Source organism: Microbacterium sp. LMI13-1-1.1, from assembly GCF_040815625.1.
Lineage (GTDB): Bacteria > Actinomycetota > Actinomycetes > Actinomycetales > Microbacteriaceae > Microbacterium > Microbacterium forte.
In genome coordinates, this window is sequence record NZ_JBFPNL010000005.1 from 1,020,194 (window position 1) to 1,037,841 (window position 17,648).

A 17,648-nucleotide genomic window follows, 5' to 3' on the forward strand; every position below is an offset into this window, starting at 1 on the left:
CGTTCGCGTGTCTGGGGGCGTGATGATGTCGCACTCGGATCGCCGTCTTCGAGCATCGCCGAGCATTCTGCCACGGCCAGCGCTGCACGACCTCAGCGAGCTCGAGCGTCTGCTCGGAAAGCTCACGGCCGACCCCGGCATACGCTGAGTCGCACGCTGCCCGAAGCATCCCGAGGAACAGCCCCCCGCTAGAGCAGTCGACGCTGCGAGGCCCACACCGTGAGTTCGTGGCGCGACGACAGCTGCAGCTTCCTCAGCACCGATGAGACGTGCGTCTCGACCGTCTTGATCGAGATGAACAGCTCTGCGGCCACCTCCTTGTAGGCGTATCCGCGGGCTATCAGCCGCATCACCTCCTGCTCGCGTGCCGACAGTCGATCGAGTTCGTCGGTCGTCGTGGCGATCTCGCCGGCGACCGCGCCGAAAGCGTCGAGCACGAACCCGGCGAGCCGCGGCGAGAACACCGCATCCCCGTCGGCGACGGCGTGCACGGCGCGGCTGACCTCCCCGCCGGATGAGCCCTTGGTGATGTAGCCGCGCGCACCGGCGCGGATCACCCGCACGACGTCGGCTGCGGCATCCGACACGCTCAGCGCCAGGAACCGGGCCGTCGTCGGCAGCGAGCCGCGGATCACCGACTCGCCGCCGGTGGAGTCGTCGCCGCTGCCACCCGGAAGGTGCACGTCGAGCAGCACCACATCGGGCACGGTCTCGCGGATCATCGCAATGGCGGACGGCACGTCGGCTGCCTCTCCGATCACCTCGACGCTCGCATCGAGATCTGCGCGAAGCCCTGAGCGGAAGATCGAATGGTCGTCGACGATCACGATGCGGATGGTGTCAGCCACGAGCTTCCTCGCCTTCATCCGTGTTCGCCGGCGCGTTCGGCACCTGCGCGTTCGCCGCGCCCCGCGGCACGGTCGACAGTCGCAGATGCACCTCGGTGCCGCTCTCATCGCTGCGCACGGTGCCCGATCCCCCGGCTCGACGCATCCGACCGATGATCGACTCCCGCACGCCCAGGCGGTCGCCCGGCACGTCGTCCGGTCGGAAGCCCGGACCCCGGTCACGCACGAAGACGTCGACGTCGGTCGCATTGCCCTCGATGTAGACCGAGACCTCGCCCGTCGCGTGCCGTGCGGCATTCAGCATCGCCTCTCGCGCCGCCGCGGCGAGTTCCCCGCTCGCACGCTCGGTGGAGAGGCCCGCCGACACCACCTCGATCCGCACCGGGTAGTCGAGTTCCAGGCCCCCGGCATAGTCGCGCAGGTCGGTCGCCAGATCGCTGTCGGCCGGGGCATCGCCGTCGTACAGCCAGGCTCGCAGCTCACGCTCCTGCGCCCGTGCGAGTCGAGCCGCCTCGCTCGATGCGCCCGCCCTGTTCTGGATCAGCGCGAGGGTCTGCAGCACGGAGTCGTGCAGGTGCGCGGCCATCTCACTGCGCTGCTCCTCACGGATGCGCCGCACGCGTTCGCCCGCCAGGTCGCGCCACCGTGGAATCAGGGTCGACAGCAGCACGGCGAGGATCCCGGCGAGCGGGACCAGCACGAGTGCGACACCGGTGCTGCCGACAGGCCGGGTCAGGAGCAGGCCGAACAGCATCGCGAGGAGCGCGATCGAGAGGATCCTGACCAGCATCGTGTGTCGAGGTCCGCGGGCGGTGTCGGTGCGATCGATCAGGGTCGCCCACAGCCCGGCCCCGGTCGCCGCCCCCACGGTGCCGAACACGACCACGGCCGCCGCATCAGGCGGAATCGTTCCCGAGAGCCAGTCGCTGCCGCCGCGCCAGAAGAGCACGATGAGCATGCCGACGCTCGCAGGGGCGAGCAGCATCCAGGCCACGGGCACCCGTCGCGACGGGGTGCCGTCGCCGTCGGCCCAGGGCGTGAACGCCCAGCACCAGGCGTAGAGCAGGATGCCGGCCCCGCCGCACATCGTGAGAGCGATGAAGAGCGCACGGACCATCCACACCCGCACGCCCAGGTGACGGGCGAGACCCGCGCTGACGCCTGCGACCAGGCAGTCTCTGTCGCGTGTCAGGGCCTGACGCGGCTCGGGCTGGAGGTCTACTCCCGCTCGCGACGACACGGCGGAGCGAGAGGGTCGCGCAGACGCGGTCGCGGAAGAGGACATGTCGACATCCAATCATCCGGCGCGCGGATCCGTGACCTCCCCTGGAGAGAATCAGGGGTCGCTCAGGGGTTCACCCCATGGCAGGGATCCGACCGGGGGAGACAGGATTGACACATGACGATTCCGACCGCGCCACCGCCTCCCGCCGACCAGGCCAGCCCGCCGAGGACGGCCGTTCCGCACGGCGCCGAGCGATTCCTCCTGTGGGTCGCCGGTCTCGGAGTGGTCCGCTCCGACGGATGGCTCGGTGGGGTCGCCGCCGGCATCGCCGCCCGGTTGCGGATCGACCCGCTGATCGTGCGCGGCGTCCTCGTGGTCGCAGCGCTCTTCGGCCTGCCGGTGATCTTCCTCTACGCCCTCGCCTGGGCGCTGCTGCCGGATCTCGACGGGCGGGTCCACGTCCGCGACCTGCTGCGGCGGGACTACCAGCCCGTCCAGCTCGGTCTTCTGGGCATGGCCATCGTCGGGCTGATTCCGACGGCTCCGCTCACCGGACGCCTTTTCGGGTTCGGATACGAGAGCTGGTCGGCGCTGGCGGTCTTCAGCTGGATCGTCGGGCTGGTCATCGTGGGTGGCCTGCTCTTCCTGATCGTGCGTGCTGCAAGACGCACCCCGGGTGCTTCCGCGCCTGATCTGCCGGTGGCTTCCGCAGATCCGGCGGCCCCGGAGGCATCCGTTCCCCTCGGCGGTTCGGGTACCGCCGAGGGGGCGGATGCCACATCCGCCGCCTCGTCCGAGGTGTACGCCGCACCGGCCGCGTTCATCGACGACGCACCGCCCGCACCACCCGCGCCTCTTCCCTCCGGGGTGCAGGACCCGGCCGAGGTCGCCGCGTGGCGGACCCAGCACCGGGCGTGGAAGGAGCAGGACCAGGCGTGGCGCCGGCGGCAGCAGGATGCCGAACGCATGGCGCGCGATCAGGTCAGACGCGAGCGTCAGGCGGAGGCAGCGGTGTTCGCCGCCGAGGCCGCGGAGCGCCGCCGCATTCGTCGCGCCTCCCGCCCACGCGCGGGTCTCGCGATCGTCGCCTCGGTCATCGGCCTCGCCATCGTCGTCGGCGCTCTGGTCGGGCTCGGCACCGGCGACGCCGCAGTCGGCGGTGCCCTCGGCCTGCTGTCGGCCGCACTGGTGCTCGCGATCGGGATGATCGTCGCCGGTGCCCTCCGACGGCGCAGCGGCTTCCTCGCCTTCGCGACCGTGCTGACGCTCGTCGCCGGACTGGTGGCCGGCGGGTCCTCCGCCTTCCAGGGCGTGAGCATCGGCTGGGTATCGATCTCGAACAACGAGGCCGCGCACGTGCGCCAGCCGTTCGGTGACCTCTCCATCTCGCTCAACCAGCATGACGACGCTCCGCGGCCGATCGTCGTGGAGAAGGGTGCCGGCAGCACCTGGATCTCCGTCGACCCCGGTGTGCAGCTGCAGCTGCGGGCGACCGTCGGAACCGCCGACGTGAGCTGGACGCGGGTCGAGGCCGGCACCGGCGCGATCATCGACAGCGGCACATGGACGGCGACGGAACGCGACGGCGAATCGGTCGTGGCCGAGACGATCTCGGCCGAGAACGCACCGACGACGACCGTGCAGCGTGTGACCATCGCGCAGACCAGCGGCGAGATAGACATCACCCTCATCGAGGCTGAGGAAGAGGACGAGCGATGAGCACTCAGACGACCACCGAGGCGGGCACAGCAGGGGCGACCGCTGCATCCGCACCCCACGCCGAAGCGGTCACCCCGCCTCGCACCCGCTGGGCGGCCATCGTCTGGGGCGTCCTGTTCGCCGCCGTGGCGGCGACCTCGCTCTGGCTCATCGCCGACGATGACCGCCGCTCGGGCGTCGCCGACTGGGCGCTCACCCTCACACCCGTCACGATCAGCACTCTCATGATCCTGACCATCGGTGTGCTCCTGCTCGTCACCGGCGCGACGGCGTTGCTCCGCACGGTGCAACGCCGGACGGTGCAGCGCCAAACGAGCGCCAGCATCCCGCCGCATTCCGTCGACGATCTTCCCATCGAGTAGCTCGAGGGGCGTGGTTCACGAGGCACCCGGCTCATGCGGCTTCGGCCAGAGAACCGGGTGCCTGCGTCGTTCCCTCCGCCTCGAGAGGGGCGAGGTGGGCAGCCTCGGTGAACGTCTCAGCGCTCGGCCGTGCTCGCCTCCAGAACCTTCGCCTGCCCGACCGACCAGACGAACTCGGGCGTCCGGCCGTTCACGGCGTGGTCGCCGAGCTGTCGGGCCTTGAAGATCCACGGGTTGTGCGATGACACGGTGCGAGCGTTCCGCCAGTGGCGGTCGAGAGCGGTGCCCGACCTCACGGCAGATGCGCCGAGCGTGTCGAACAGCCGAGAGGCGGCGCGGGGCACCAGGTCGGTGAGCACGATCTGCGCCTGCGCCGAGCGGAGTTCGGCCGCGATCACGGCATCCTCCGTCTCCGGTGTGCCCAGCACGTCTGCTGCGTGCTGGACCGCTCGAGCGACGTCGAGCACGAGCGCCCTGGCCGTCGCACTCGTCGCCGTCAGCTCGCCGACGATCTGCAGGATCTGAGGGTCGTCGGCCACTCGCTCGGCGCTGCCGTGGCTGTAGGTGCGAGTGCGTGCCTGCACCTGAGCGACGGTGTCGCGCTCGATCGCGGCGGCGATCCCGGCCAGCACCGACAGCAGCGTCAGCTGATAGACCGCCGTCTGGAACGGGAACCGCGACGTGAACGGCTCGACGTCGTCTTCATCGACCGAGGCGTCCGTGAACACGGCAGTGCCGGTGCCCGTCAGCGGCTGTCCGAAGCCGTCCCAGTCGTCGGAGATCTCCACTCCGTCCTGATGCCTGCGGATGAGGGCGGTCACGGTCGTGCCGTCGAGGTCGACGGTCGCGTCGATCCACTCTGCGAAGATGCTGCCCGTCGTGTAGAACTTGCGTCCGTCGACTCGCCAGCTTCCATCAGGGCGTCGGGTCACGCGCGTCGCATTCGTCCCCACGGCGGCGGCACCGTTCTCCGACCACGCGTTGCCGACCAGCTCTCCGTCGGCGATGCGCTCGAGCCAGCGGGAGCGCCGCTCACTCGGCGTCGCAGCCAGGATGTGCTCGACGTAAGCGATGTGGCCACGGAAGATCTGCGGGAGGTTCGAGTCGGCCGCGGCGAGCTCGATCAGCATCTCGGCGAAGGATTCCCAGTCCAGCCCGAAACCGCCGTGCTCGATCGGCAGCCGGAGTCGACCGAAGCCCGCTGCGCGGAGGGCGGTGACCTGGGCGAACGGCAGCTCGTGATCCTTCTCCCGTGCGACCGTGCCCGCCGCGATCTCTGCGAAGACCGGGCGCAGGCGCTCCCGCACGGCATCGAGCCGCCGCATCTGCTCGCCCATCAGGTGTACAGCGAGATCGGCTGGAGCTCGCCGTTCAGCGTCCAGGCGCCGACCTCGAGCTTCTTGTAATCGATCGGATCGTGCAGCGAGTGCGTGCGGATGTTCCTCCAGAACAGGTCCAGCCCGACATCCGCACGCGCGGAACTCGAGCCGGTGATCTCGAAGATCCTGTTCGCGACCTCGATGCCGACCTCGGTCGAGACGACCTTGACCTTGGCGATCTCGATGGCCAGCTCCCCTCGGCGCGCCGCCGTGACCCCGTCTCCCTCATCCACGACCTCGTCGAAGAGACGCCCGGCGCGGTCCGCCAGCGCCTCGACCGCCGCGATCCGCGAAGAGAACTCGCCCACGACGCGCTGCACGAACGGGTCGTCGCGGTACGAGTCGGCCTGGCTGAGGAACCAGGCGCGCGGGCGCGCACGGACGATGTCGAGTCCCCGGGCGAGTGCTCCCTCGGCGACACCGAGGTAGAGGTTGCCGAAGGCGAGCTGGATGCCTGGCGTGATCAGCGTCGAGAAAGGCTCGTCCCCGAGCTCGCCGAGCACGTCGTCGGCAGACACGCGCACGTCTTCGAAGCGGACGGACCCGCTCGCCGACAGCCGCTGTCCCAGTGCATCCCAGTCGCCGAGATATCGGATGCCGTCGCGGTCGTGGTCCAGCACGACGAACAGCACCTGACCGTCGCGCTCGCCGCCGCGCACGAGTGCGGCCGCCAGCACGACGTCGCCGGCCGAGGCGCCGGTCGAGAAGCGCTTGAGACCGTTGAGTCGATACCCCTCGCCGTCGACGGTCAGTTCGAGGTCGGGGTCGGTCGGGTTCACGGAGTCGCCCCACACCCATCGGCCCTCTGTGGTCTTGCGGTGCCATCTCTCCTGCACCGACGGGTCGGCTGCGAAGCCGATGTTGCCCGAGTTGATGTAGTGGTACGCGAGAACCTGGGCGACCGACGCATCGGCGCGCGACAGGACGCGGATGACGAGGAAGGCCGTCTCCCAGTGCGCGCCGCCACCCCCGAACTCGGCCGGCTGCAGAAGCGTCACCAGCCCCGCCTCGCGGAGCAGGTCGAGCTCGACCGTCGGGTCCTGGTTCGCTCGGTCGCGCTGCAGCGCATCGCTCTCGAGCTCGGCGGCGACGCGCTCGGCGATGCCGCGCCAGTGCGCGCGTTCTTCGGCATCCGCCGTTCCCGTCCATCGGCTGCGGTGGGTGGTCTCTGCGATGACGCTCATCGGGCGCCCTCCTTCTCGGTGAGTTCTGTCAGGTCGTCGAGTTCCGCCGACACGGAAGCGGGAGCGGAGGCGGCGGCTGCATCCACCAGCGGCCCGCCGAGCGTGCCGTCGAAAGCCGACGCGCCGCCGTCGTAGGCGCCGCGGTAGGCGTGCGCGGGATGCCACTCCGGCACCACGGGGGAGCCGTCGCCGCTGAGTCGTCCACGCAGCGTGCCCTCGGGGTAGTCGTCCCAGGTGCGCCCGCGGCGGCGGAGCTCGGGCACGAGGTGGTCCACGATGTCCTCGAACGACCCGGGTGTCACGACGTAGGCGATGTTGAAGCCGTCGACACCGCCGACCTCGACCCATCGTTCGAGCTCGTCCGCCACGGTCTGCGGGCTGCCCACGATGACGGGACCGATGCCGCCGATCCCGACGTAGTGGGCGATGTCGCGAGGCGTCCACTTGCGCTCCGGATCGGCCTTGGTGAAGACCGAGAGGGCGGATCGTCCGGCATCCGTGTCGACGTATTCGAGGGGGACGTCGGGGTCGTACTGCGACAGGTCGAGTCCCGTCCATCCGGCATAGAGTGCCAGCGCGCCCTCGACTGAGACGTAGCGGCGATAGTCATCGAGCTTCGCCTGAGCCTCCTCGTCCGTCGCCGCGACGACGACCGTGACCAGGGTGAGGATCTTGACCGAATCCCGTGGGCGCCCGAGAGTCTCGGCGCGATCGCGGATGTCGTCGGTGACCGGACGCGTCGCCTCCGGACGCAGTCCGTTGATGAAGATCGCCTCGCCGTGCTTCGCGGCGAACTGGCGTCCGCGAGGGGAGGCACCCGCCTGGAACATCACCGGCGTGCGCTGCGGGCTGGGTTCGGCGAGATGGATGCCGGGAACCCGGTAATGCCGCCCCTCGTGGCCGATCGGGTGCACGCGCGACGCATCCGCGAAGACGCCGGCCTCCCGATCGCGCAGCACGGCGGTGTCCTCCCACGACCCTTCCCACAGCTTGTACGTGACGTCGAGGAACTCCTCGGCGATCTCGTACCGGTCGTCGTGCGCGATCTGCGTGTCGAGTCCGAGGTTTCGGGCGGCGGAGTCGAGGTAGCTCGTCACGACGTTCCATCCCACGCGGCCGCGCGTGAAGTGGTCGAGAGTCGAGAACCGGCGCGCGAGCGCGTACGGCTGCTCGTAGGTCGTGGCGACGGTCACACCGAATCCGAGATGCTCGGTCGCGTGCGCCATGGCGGAGATCTGCACGACGGGGTCGCCGAGGGGAACCTGCGTCGCATCACCGAGCGCCGTGGCGGCGGAGTCGCGATAGACGTCGTACGTCCCGAGCACGTCAGCGATGAAGATCGCATCGAACCTGCCCCGCTCGAGGGTCTTCGCGAGATCCACCCAATAGTCGAGATCGTGGTACCGATCGGCCTGGTTCTCAGGGTGCCGCCAGAGTCCCGGAGCCTGGTGAGTCACGCAGGTCATGTCGAAGGCGTTCAGGATGATGCGGCGAGACATGGTGCTCCTCAGGAGATCGGGGACGTCGCGACCATAGCCACTCGAGCAGTCCGGCGACCCGCCGGATGACTCTTCGCGTCGCTCCACGACGAACTGTTACGTCCGCGATGCGGCGGTCGTCCCTCGGCTCCTAGCGTGAGCGCCGATCTGCTTCCCCGACCCGACGCCTTGAGGAGCCCCCATGTCATTCCTTCCGAGCCGCCGTCGCCGCCGCGTCCTCCTCGGCGCCGCCGCTCTGACGGCCGCGACCATCGCCGTCGCCGGCTGCGCGACCCAGAGCCCCGAGTCCGGTGGTGAGGGCGCAGACGGCGACTTCTCGGGCCAGACCCTCAATGCGCTGCTCATCACGTCGCACGAGGGCGCAGGAAACTGGCTCAAGGAGCACTTCGAAGAGGAGACCGGCGCTGAGGTGAACCTCACGATCGTGCCCTACGACGAGATCGGCTCGACCCTCGCCCTCGACCAGCAGTCGGGCGCGAACACGTTCGACGTCGCCGCTCCCTGGTACGTGTCGATCGGGGACCTCGCCGAGGGCGGCTCCATCCAGGACCTCACCGACTGGATCGACGAGACCCCGTCGCTCGACACCGACGACTTCATCCCGTCGATCAACGACCCGTACACATTGGTCGGCGACCGCCGCTACGGCCTGCCCTTCGACGGCGACACGCACGTGCTCTTCTACAACAAGGAGATCCTCGAGCGGAACGGCATCACCGAGCCCCCCGCGACCTGGGACGAGTACCTCGCCGATGTGAAGACCATCACCGAGAACGAGGGTGATGACGGCGTCTACGGATCCGCGATCTTCGGTCAGAAGTCGCCGCTGATCCTCGGCGCCGCCTACGCGAACCGCCTGGCGGGCTTCGGCGGCGAGTTCGTCGACGAGGACGGCAAGCCCACGATCAACTCCCCGGAAGCGGTGGCCGCTGCCGAGGCGCTGGTGGATGCGGTGCCCTACGCCTTCCCGACGGCTGCCGAGACCGACTTCGGCGTCGGCAACGGCGCGTGGTACGACGGCAAGGTCGCGTTCATCGAGAACTGGACCGACCTGGGCGTGGGCTCGGAGACCAACCCCGATTCGAAGGTCGCGGGCAAGTGGGGCGTGACCACGTTGCCCGTCGGCGGCGAGAACACCGAGGCGCGCGCCTCGCTGGTGGCCGGCTTCACGTGGGTCGTCGCCGCGAACACCGAGAAGACGGACCTCGCCAAGGCCTTCATCGAGTACGCCTCGTCCAGCGAGGTCAACTCCGAGCTCATCGTCGCCGACCCGCAGACGGGCATCGACCCGAACCGCGAGTCCTCGCTCGAGAGCGAGGCCTACGGCGAGACCTACCCCGACCTGCAGCGGGTCAACCGCACGACGCTGAGTGGTTCGCTGGCCTGGCCCACCGGTGAGAACGCCTCGCAGGCCGCGCAGATCCTCACCGACGAGCTGGCCAAGCTCATCGCGGGTGAGGGCGGCACCGCCCAGGACACGCTCGACCGAGTGCAGGCCGAGTGGGAAGAGATCCTTGGCTGACGCCTCGTCGATCCGCGTGCGCATCGCCCGCGCGTCCGGCCACGTGCCGCGACGGGCGGGCGGTCCGTCGCGGTCCCGCACCGCACGACTGCTGACCGCGCCGACCATCCTGTCGATCGTCGTGCTCGGTGCGTATCCGCTCGTCTTCATCCTCGCCGCGGCCTTCACCGATTCGACACTCGGGAGACCGTTCCAGGAGTGGGTGGGAACCGCGAATCTCGAGACGATACTCGCGGATGCCGACGTCGTCGCGTCGTTCGCTCGGACGGTCGCGTATGCCGTCGTGGTGGCCGTCGTCAGCGTGGTGCTGGGGGTCGCCATCGCCGTCGCGCTGGAGCGTGCGACCCGCGCAGGCGCCGTCGTGCGCACGCTGCTCCTGCTTCCTCTCATCACACCTCCGGTGGTGGTCGGAACCCTGTGGAAGCTCGTGTTCAACCCCGGCGGCGGACTCCTCGCCACCGTGCTTCCCGGCGTCTCGCTCGCGCCGCTGTCGACCACGGCATGGGCGCTCCCGGCGATCGGCCTCGCCGACGTCTGGCAGTGGACGCCGCTGATCGTGATCCTCGTCTACGCCGCGCTGCTCACGCAGGACCCGTCCGTGCGGGAGGCGGCGTCCCTCGACGGAGCACATGGAGCCGGTCTGTTCCGGCACATCACCTGGCCGGCCATCGCGGGCACGGTGATCGCCGCACTCTTCATCCGGCTCGTCATCGCGCTGAAGGTCTTCGACCTCGTGTTCGTGATGACGTCGGGCGGACCCGGTCAGGCCTCGACCGTGACGACCTATCTCATCCAGCAGGTCGCCCTCAAGGAGTTCGACATCGGTCGGGCGTCCGCGATCACCCTCGTGTTCGCGGTCATCGTGACCGTGGTGACCCTCGTGGTGGCGGTCTTCGCACGAAAGGCCCGGCATGACTGAGTCGCGCACCCGTCTGCGGCCGGTCGCGAGCAGTGTGCGGTTCGTGGCGCTCGCCGTCACCCTCGTCCCCCTCGCGTATCTGTTCTCGGTGTCGCTGATGGGGCGTGACGAGACGGTCTCGGGAGTCCTGTGGAGCGCCGCCCCGCACTGGGAGAACTGGGGCGACGTGCTGTCGACCGACATCCCGCGTTCGATCCTGAACTCCCTGGCCGCGGCTCTCGGCGGCGCTGCCGTCTCACTCGTCATCGCAGTCCCCGGCGCGTGGGCCATCGTGCGCCACAACGCAGGTGGCCGCACGCTCGCGGCGACACTGATGAGCCCGTGGCTGCTTCCGCCGATCGTCGCCGTGGTGCCGCTGCTGACGCTTCTGCGATCCGTGGGGCTGAACAACACGCTTCTCGGACTCACGCTCGTCTACGCACTCGTCAACGTCCCCGTCGCCGTCTGGCTGCTGGAGGGCTTCATCCGCCGGCTCCCGGTCGAGATCGAGGAGGCGGCGCGCATCGACGGAGCGGGCACCCTGCGGATGCTGTGGTCGGTCGTCGTGCCGCTGCTGCTGCCGAGCCTCGTCGCGATCGGCATCATCGTCGCGATCCTCAACTACAACGAGTTCCTTCTCGCGACCTTCCTCACCCAGAGCGTGGACTCGCAGACCTTCCCGGTCGCGCTGTCGCTCTTCTACGGAGACCGCACCCCGCACTTCGGCAAGATCGCGGCCGCGTCGTTCATCGGGGTGATCCCGGTCTTCGCCGCCGCGGTGTTCTTCCAGCGCTGGCTCGTGGGAGGACTGACTGCCGGGGCTGTGCGCTGAGGCGGGAACCACGCACTGCCAGCAACCCATTCCGGTATATCGAAGCTGTATACCGGTTGCCACGTAATCCCCGGGCATTTTCCTGATCTCTTAGATGGGTCGCGACTGGGAGCGACTCGAATCGGATGGGGAAGACGATGACTGGGGAGCGTGGTTTCGTGCGTGCGCGCAGAAGGACGACAGGCGAGGCGAAGACGACCGGGGGAGCGATGACGCGAGGTCGGGGCATCGCGGCGATCATCGTGGGGATGGTCATGGCGGTGACCGGACTTCTGGGGTCTGCTGTTCCGGCCACCGCGGCTCCGACGGTGACGTATCCCGGCGCGATCAGCGGTGTGTCCCTCGAGAATCAGCACGGTGGCGGGCCGCTCGTGCAGTGGCAGAACGTGAGGATCTCCGGCAAGTGGACAGTGCCGGCCGGAGCACAGGCGGGGGAGACCTTCGGGATGACGCTCCCCGCTGAGTTCAGTCGGCAGTCCGCCGGGGAGTTCACCATCGCCGATCCCGTGACGGGTCTGGTCATGGCGAACTGCGCCGTGGCGGCGGGTGGCGGGCCCGACATGGTCTGCACTCTCACCGAAGCGGTCGAGGGTCTCGAGAAGGTCGGAGGCACGTTCTGGATGGAGGCACGGGCCTCGCAGACGACGACCAGCGAGACGGTCGAGTTCGACCTGGGCGACACGGTCGAGATCGTCGATCTCCCCGGCGACGGCGGAGTGGTGCCCGAAGACCCGGCCGAACAGGAAGAGCCCTACAAGTACGGCGGGGAGACCGCGACCGATGGACTGCTGAAGTGGGTCATCGGGATTCCGAGCGGCTATGTCGATGAGGGGTCGTTCACGATCACCGACACGCTCGACGCGGGACTCACGGGGCATCACTACACCGGCGACGTGAAGCTGGTTCAGCGTGCGGTCGTGAACGGCGCGCTGGTCGGGGACGCGAGCGAGGTCGACCCTTCGGCCTACGTGATCGACCTGGCAGACGACGGGCGCTCGTTCGAGTTCGTGGCGTCCGGTCTGCCGGCCGGAGGGTTCGCATACGAGCTGGTCTACTTCACGCAGGCAGACGCACCCGTGGCCGACGGTGACACCTTCGGCAACCACGCGATCGTCGACACCTTCGAGACGTCGGCGACCCACACGGTCGTCGAGTCCGGTGGGGGCGACGGCAGCGGTGTCGCCTACACGACGTTCTCGATCACGAAGCAGATCGCCGGCGCACAGGCGGACGCCGTGCGCGACGCGACCTACACGGTGCGGTACTCGGTCAAGGGATCGGATGCCCCGCCCGCCACGATGTCGGTTCCCGTGGGGCAGCCGGTGGTCAGCGCGCGTGCGCCCCTCGGATCGACCTTCGTGATCGAGGAGATCGATCTGCCGGAGATCCAGGGCGTGACGTGGGGTGAATGGACGATCGCCGGCGAGGGCGTCGTCGACGGCGGCGACGGCACCTACGAGGTGACACCGCAGACGACTGCCGGTGTCGAGCTGACCCTGACCAACATCGCCAACCCGGTGCCGGTCGTGACGCCGACGCCGACGCCGACGCCGACGCCGACACCGGTCGTGACCCCGACTCCGACGCCGTCACCGGTCGTGACGCCGACCCCGACGCCGAGCCCGATCGCGGCCCCCGGCGGGCTGGCGCTGACGGGAGGCGAATCGGGTGCAGCGTTCCTGTCCCTCGCATTCGCGCTGATCGTCGGTGGCGGACTGGCCACAGGCATCGCCGCGAGGCGACGGTCGAGCACCGGACGTCGCTGACGTGAGACACGCACAGCAGAAGCCCACTCGCTCTCCGCGGGTGGGCTTCTTCTGTGCGTCCGGCGCCTGGGCTCAGCGGATCGCGTACACGGCGCCGCCGACGATCACAGCCACGATCGTGGTCCAGCCGATGATCGCGACAGCCTGCCAGACGAGGATGCGGACCTTGCCGACGCCCGACGCGGCGAGCATCGTGGCCGTGAAATGGGTGGGCAGGAGCAGCGGGCCGAGCAGGCTGACGCCCGGGACTCCGTAGCGCTCGAAGGCCCGCTGGAACTTCTCGCGGCGGGCACTGCCGCGGTCGGAATCCGGGGAGTCGGCGGGAACCGTCTCGACGGCTCCGCCGCCGGCGACCACAGCCTGCCGGCTGCGCGACCGGTTCACGATCGCTGTGCGCGCCCCCGAGCTGGCGATGACGAGCACAGCGACGCAGAGGAAGTTGCCGACGATCGCCGCGATCGCCGCGACCACGGGGTGGATGCCGCCGATGATGCCGATCGACACGGCACCCTCACCCTCGATGAAGGGGATCGCCCCGGCGAGGGCGACGATGAGCGGCTGGACGAGTTCGGGCACCTGGGCGACGAAGCCCTGGAAGGTCTCGATGAGATTCATGGGGTGGCTCCTGCCGGTCTGAGCGACGGTGTCTCCGTCGCGATGCATCCAGTCCACCGCCTTTCGCCCGACCGCGGCAGTGTCGCAGCGTCACTGCTTTCCGGGTGGTTCGCCTGCGGCATCCGTGACATGTGTCACGCCCGTACTCTGGGGGCATGAGCAGCACTTCTCCGGTCGCCGACCACTCCGGCGACCCACCGCCCGGCGCGCGCCAACTCGCCCGGGGCATCACCGCGACCTGGTGGTACACATTCTCGGCCGTCGTCTTCCTCGAGCTGTTCCTGGTGCTGATCTGGACGCTGCAGGCCCTCGCCGTACCGGGCGACGTGGCGGCTCCGTTCATCGTGGGGCTGGGAGGGCTCGTCTGGTGGGCTTCGACGATGGTGCTGCTCGCCGGGTACCGCCACCGGCTCGATGCGGAGCCCGGAATCGCGTGGACGCGCATCGCGCTGCCTCTGCTCACAGCGGTCGGCTACGGAGCCGTCGCCGGACTGGTGATCGACAGCTGGCTGCTCGCCCTCATGCCTGTCGCTCAGTCGGTGGTGCTGCTCAACTGGCCCAAGGGCATCCGCCTGCGGATCGTCGCGCTCGCCACTCTGCTGCTCGTTCTCGTCGCCTTCGTCGACACGGCGAGGGGCGCTGCAGACATCGGCGTCGCCGGCTGGATCCCCGCGCTGTATGCGATCATCATCCCGGCGATGTCGGTGAGCTCCCTCTGGTGGTGGGATGTGCTCGTCACCGTCGACCGCGCCAGGGCATCCGAGTCGAGACTCGCTGCGACGCAGGAGCGGCTGCGCGTCGCCACGGATGTGCACGACCTGCAGGGGCACCACCTGCAGGTGATCGCCTTGCAGCTCGAATTGGCCGAGCGCCTCATGGGGATCGACCCCGATGCGGCTCTGGAGCAGCTGCAGGCAGCCAGAGTGAGTGTCGACGAAGCGCGGCAGGGCACCCGCGACCTTGCGACGCGCTTCCGTTCGGTGCCGTTGGGCGACGAGGTCGCGAATGCGCGAGATCTTCTCGCCGCGGCCGGACTCGACGTCGAGGCCGATATCGCACCGGACGCCGACGACGCGCCATCGTCGGCTCTCGGACCCGTGATCAGGGAGACCACGACCAACGTCCTGCGGCACGGCGCCGGCCGCCGCGCGCGTCTCGCCCTCCGCCGGGTCGCCGACGGCTGGCGTTACGAGGTTGCGAACGATGTGGCGGCCGGCGTCGGGGGAGAGCCGGTGGGGTCGGGGCTCGACGGGGTCAGACGACGCATCTCGGAAGCGGGCGGAACCCTGGAGATCCGCGAGGACGCCGGTGAGTTCATCGTCTCGGTGACGGTGCCGGCATCTGAGATGCAGCCTGCTGACGAGGAGGGCACGCGATGATCCGGGTGCTCCTCGCGGACGATGAGGGCATGATCCGTTCGGCTCTCGCCGCGCTGATGCGCCTCGAGGGAGACATCGAGGTGGTGGCCGAGTGCGCCGACGGAGAGCAGGCGCTCGCTGCCGCGCTCAGGTTGACCCCCGATGTCTGCCTGCTGGACCTCGAGATGCCGGGGCTCGACGGCGTCGAGGTCGCCGAGCGGCTGAACCGGGCGATCGTCACGCGCTGCGTCGTGGTCACCCGTCACGCCCGCCCAGGGGTGCTGCGGCGCGCGCTCGCATCGGGCGTCGCAGGTTTCCTCCCGAAGTCCCGAGGCGCCGATCAGGTCGCCGATGTGATCCGCAGGGTCGCGGCGGGAGCTCGCTATGTCGATCCCGAGATCGCGGCCGACGCGCTGAGCGATGAGCGTTCGCCCCTCACCGATCGTGAGCTGGACGTGCTGCGTGCGGGGCGTCGTGGTGAGACCACGACCCAGATCGCGAGGGCGTTGTCCCTCGCCCCGGGAACGGTGCGCAACCACATCTCCGCGGTGCTCGCGAAACTGTCGGTGGGCACACGGCAGCAGGCGGTGCTGATGGCCGAGGAACGCGGCTGGATCTGACGCCAGCGCGCCGACCCCGTGACGAGCAGGAGGGCGGGTGGGGCTGTGGGAGGTGCCCCACCCGCGAGCCGCTCAACAGGGGAGAGTGCGGCTCAGACCGGAAGCGGGCATGTTCCCCCAGGCCGACTTCGGGTCTCATGTGCAAGACCCCGAAGTCGACCGAAAGTGACGCTGAGGTCAGGATCTCGCTGAACTTCTTCCCGAGTCAGTGCTCATGACGTGCGTCGTCGTGCGTGTGACGAGCGTGCTCGTCTTCCAGGATCATGCCGACCGAGGTCGCGCAGGCGTCGCCCTTCCATGCCTCGAGGCCCTCTCGAACGGCGAAGATCGCGATGACGAGTCCGGCGACGGCATCCGCCCACCACCAGCCGAACAGGCTGTTGAGGGCCAGTCCGATGAGCACCGCGGCCGACAGGTAGGTGCAGATCAGCGTCTGCTTCGAGTCGGCGACCGCCGTGGCGGATCCGATCTCGACACCCGCCCGTCGCTCGGCGAACGACACGAGCGGCATGATCACCACACTGAGCGCGGTCAGCACGAGACCGACAGCGCTGTGCTCGGGCCGGTCTCCGCCGAGCAGAGACAGCGCAGACGACGCAGCGACATAGACCGCGAGCGCGAAGAAAGCCACAGCGATCACTCGCAAGGTGGGCTTCTCCCACCGCTCGGGATCGCGGCGGGTGAACTGCCAGGCGACGGCGGCGGCCGACAGCACCTCGATGCTCGAGTCGAGTCCGAACCCGATCAGCGCGGCAGAGGAGGCGGCCGACCCCGCGGCGATCGCGACGACGGCCTCGATCACGTTGTAGACGATCGTGAAGGCCACGATGAGCCGGATGCGGCGATGCAGCGTCGCACGCCGCTCGGGGGTGAGGGCGGTCACCGACATCAGCAGCTGCACCCGTCTCCGTCGCAGCAGTCGGGGTCGACGATCAGCATGACGCGCATCAGCTCGTCGAGGGCTGTGGCGAGGTGCGGGTCTGCGAGCGCATAGCGGCTGCGGCGTCCGTCGGGGGCGCTCTCGACGAGACCGCATCCCCGCAGACAGGCGAGGTGATTCGACAGGAGCTGACGGCTGACCCCGAGCTCGTCCGCGAGGTCGGAGGGATAGGCGGGGGCGTCTCGGAGGGCGAGCAGGATGCCTGCCCGAGTCGCGTCCGACAGTGCATGCCCGAGGCGGGCGACCGCGGCGGTATGGGTGAGCGAGGCGGTGAGGGTCACGCAGCAACAGTACACAGAAATTTGAATTCAGAGAATCCTGAATAGGTGCGGATCGGCAACATCGGCGAAATCTCCCCTCGATATCGTGAACGGCGCTGGCACCGAATCGAAGGGACGACATGGACGTGACGGTCGAGCGAGTGGCGTGGTCGCATCCGGACGCAGAGCGGCTCAGAGCCGCTCAACGCAGCGAGCTGGACGCGCGGTACGGCAGCGATGACCACGAGCCGGGGGTCATCCCCTCGGCCGACGACGTGCCGGTCTTCCTCGTGGCGAGGGACGGTGGCGGTCACGCCGTCGTGTGCGGCGGTCTCAGACCCCTGCATCCGGAGGTCCTCGGATCGGATGTCGCAGAGATCAAGCGGATGTATGCGGCGCCGTCCGCGCGCGGAACAGGGGCGGCCGTCGCCCTGCTCCGCGCCCTCGAGACGGAGGCGCGACAGCTCGGCATCCGGTCTCTGGTGCTCGAGACCGGCACCGCTCAGCCGGATGCCGTGCGCTTCTACCAGCGCGAAGGGTACGTGCCGATTCCGCTGTTCGGGCACTACGTCGGCAGCGATCTCTCACTGTGCTTCGAGAAGGTGCTCGGCGCCTGAGACC

General features: G+C 69.2%; 17 protein-coding genes. 9 read left to right on the forward strand and 8 right to left on the reverse strand.

Annotated features, from left to right (window positions below; all coding sequences use genetic code 11):
• Positions 1-188 precede the first annotated feature (188 nt).
• Positions 189-848, reverse strand: coding sequence for a LuxR C-terminal-related transcriptional regulator (locus MRBLMI13_RS11715; RefSeq protein ID WP_367822694.1), 660 nt, complete (start codon positions 846-848; stop codon positions 189-191).
• Complete coding sequence (locus MRBLMI13_RS11720; protein ID WP_367822696.1) at positions 841-2,133, reverse strand: PspC domain-containing protein; 1,293 nt, start codon at positions 2,131-2,133, stop codon at positions 841-843. The genes MRBLMI13_RS11715 and MRBLMI13_RS11720 overlap by 8 nt, the downstream gene beginning before the upstream one ends.
• Positions 2,134-2,247: 114 nt before the next feature.
• On the opposite strand from MRBLMI13_RS11720, the gene MRBLMI13_RS11725 reads away from it, so the two are divergent.
• Together MRBLMI13_RS11725 and MRBLMI13_RS11730 are read left to right on the forward strand one after the other, a co-directional pair.
• Complete coding sequence (locus MRBLMI13_RS11725; protein ID WP_367822698.1) at positions 2,248-3,792, forward strand: PspC domain-containing protein; 1,545 nt, start codon at positions 2,248-2,250, stop codon at positions 3,790-3,792.
• Positions 3,789-4,154: a hypothetical protein gene (locus MRBLMI13_RS11730; protein ID WP_367822700.1), complete on the forward strand. Its 366-nt coding sequence runs from the start codon at positions 3,789-3,791 to the stop codon at positions 4,152-4,154. The genes MRBLMI13_RS11725 and MRBLMI13_RS11730 overlap by 4 nt, the downstream gene beginning before the upstream one ends.
• A gap of 116 nt (positions 4,155-4,270) precedes the next feature.
• Here the strand turns inward: MRBLMI13_RS11730 and MRBLMI13_RS11735 are convergent, their stop codons facing one another.
• The 3 genes from MRBLMI13_RS11735 to MRBLMI13_RS11745 are packed head-to-tail and all read right to left on the reverse strand — an operon-like array spanning position 4,271 to position 8,216.
• Positions 4,271-5,491 (reverse strand): acyl-CoA dehydrogenase family protein, encoded by a 1,221-nt coding sequence (locus tag MRBLMI13_RS11735; RefSeq protein ID WP_367822702.1) that lies wholly within the window; start codon positions 5,489-5,491, stop codon positions 4,271-4,273.
• Positions 5,491-6,717, reverse strand: coding sequence for an acyl-CoA dehydrogenase family protein (locus tag MRBLMI13_RS11740; RefSeq protein WP_042537157.1), 1,227 nt, complete (start codon positions 6,715-6,717; stop codon positions 5,491-5,493). The genes MRBLMI13_RS11735 and MRBLMI13_RS11740 overlap by 1 nt, the downstream gene beginning before the upstream one ends.
• On the reverse strand, positions 6,714-8,216 hold the full coding sequence (locus tag MRBLMI13_RS11745) for an LLM class flavin-dependent oxidoreductase (protein ID WP_367822704.1): 1,503 nt from the start codon (positions 8,214-8,216) through the stop codon (positions 6,714-6,716). Before MRBLMI13_RS11745 ends, MRBLMI13_RS11740 begins: the two co-directional genes overlap by 4 nt.
• A 181-nt stretch (positions 8,217-8,397) precedes the next feature.
• On the opposite strand from MRBLMI13_RS11745, the gene MRBLMI13_RS11750 reads away from it, so the two are divergent.
• The 4 genes from MRBLMI13_RS11750 to MRBLMI13_RS11765 all read left to right on the forward strand — a co-directional run bounded on the left by MRBLMI13_RS11750 (position 8,398) and on the right by MRBLMI13_RS11765 (position 13,234).
• A complete protein-coding gene (locus tag MRBLMI13_RS11750) occupies positions 8,398-9,738 on the forward strand; it encodes an ABC transporter substrate-binding protein (RefSeq protein ID WP_367822706.1) in 1,341 nt (446 codons plus the stop codon).
• Complete coding sequence (locus MRBLMI13_RS11755) at positions 9,731-10,657, forward strand: carbohydrate ABC transporter permease (RefSeq protein WP_367822708.1); 927 nt, start codon at positions 9,731-9,733, stop codon at positions 10,655-10,657. Before MRBLMI13_RS11750 ends, MRBLMI13_RS11755 begins: the two co-directional genes overlap by 8 nt.
• Positions 10,650-11,468, forward strand: coding sequence for a carbohydrate ABC transporter permease (locus tag MRBLMI13_RS11760; protein WP_367822710.1), 819 nt, complete (start codon positions 10,650-10,652; stop codon positions 11,466-11,468). Before MRBLMI13_RS11755 ends, MRBLMI13_RS11760 begins: the two co-directional genes overlap by 8 nt.
• A gap of 137 nt (positions 11,469-11,605) precedes the next feature.
• A complete protein-coding gene (locus MRBLMI13_RS11765; RefSeq protein WP_367822712.1) occupies positions 11,606-13,234 on the forward strand; it encodes an Ig-like domain-containing protein in 1,629 nt (542 codons plus the stop codon).
• A 72-nt stretch (positions 13,235-13,306) separates the two neighbouring features.
• Here MRBLMI13_RS11765 and MRBLMI13_RS11770 read toward each other — a convergent pair whose 3' ends face one another.
• The gene (locus tag MRBLMI13_RS11770; RefSeq protein WP_367822714.1) at positions 13,307-13,849 is read right to left on the reverse strand and encodes a small multidrug efflux protein; all 543 of its coding nucleotides are present in this window, start codon (positions 13,847-13,849) and stop codon (positions 13,307-13,309) included.
• A gap of 155 nt (positions 13,850-14,004) precedes the next feature.
• Here MRBLMI13_RS11770 and MRBLMI13_RS11775 point away from each other — a divergent pair, with 155 nt between their 5' ends.
• Positions 14,005-15,228, forward strand: coding sequence for a sensor histidine kinase (locus MRBLMI13_RS11775; protein WP_309686119.1), 1,224 nt, complete (start codon positions 14,005-14,007; stop codon positions 15,226-15,228).
• A complete protein-coding gene (locus tag MRBLMI13_RS11780) occupies positions 15,225-15,827 on the forward strand; it encodes a response regulator (protein ID WP_367822717.1) in 603 nt (200 codons plus the stop codon). Before MRBLMI13_RS11775 ends, MRBLMI13_RS11780 begins: the two co-directional genes overlap by 4 nt.
• 205 nt (positions 15,828-16,032) lie before the next feature.
• Here the strand turns inward: MRBLMI13_RS11780 and MRBLMI13_RS11785 are convergent, their stop codons facing one another.
• Positions 16,033-16,716: a cation transporter gene (locus MRBLMI13_RS11785; protein WP_079113910.1), complete on the reverse strand. Its 684-nt coding sequence runs from the start codon at positions 16,714-16,716 to the stop codon at positions 16,033-16,035.
• Entirely contained in the window at positions 16,716-17,048 is a 333-nt protein-coding gene (locus MRBLMI13_RS11790) for an ArsR/SmtB family transcription factor (RefSeq protein ID WP_367822719.1), read from the reverse strand. The genes MRBLMI13_RS11785 and MRBLMI13_RS11790 overlap by 1 nt, the downstream gene beginning before the upstream one ends.
• A gap of 119 nt (positions 17,049-17,167) precedes the next feature.
• On the opposite strand from MRBLMI13_RS11790, the gene MRBLMI13_RS11795 reads away from it, so the two are divergent.
• Entirely contained in the window at positions 17,168-17,644 is a 477-nt protein-coding gene (locus MRBLMI13_RS11795) for a GNAT family N-acetyltransferase (protein ID WP_367822721.1), read from the forward strand.
• The last annotated feature ends 4 nt before the right edge of the window (positions 17,645-17,648 follow it).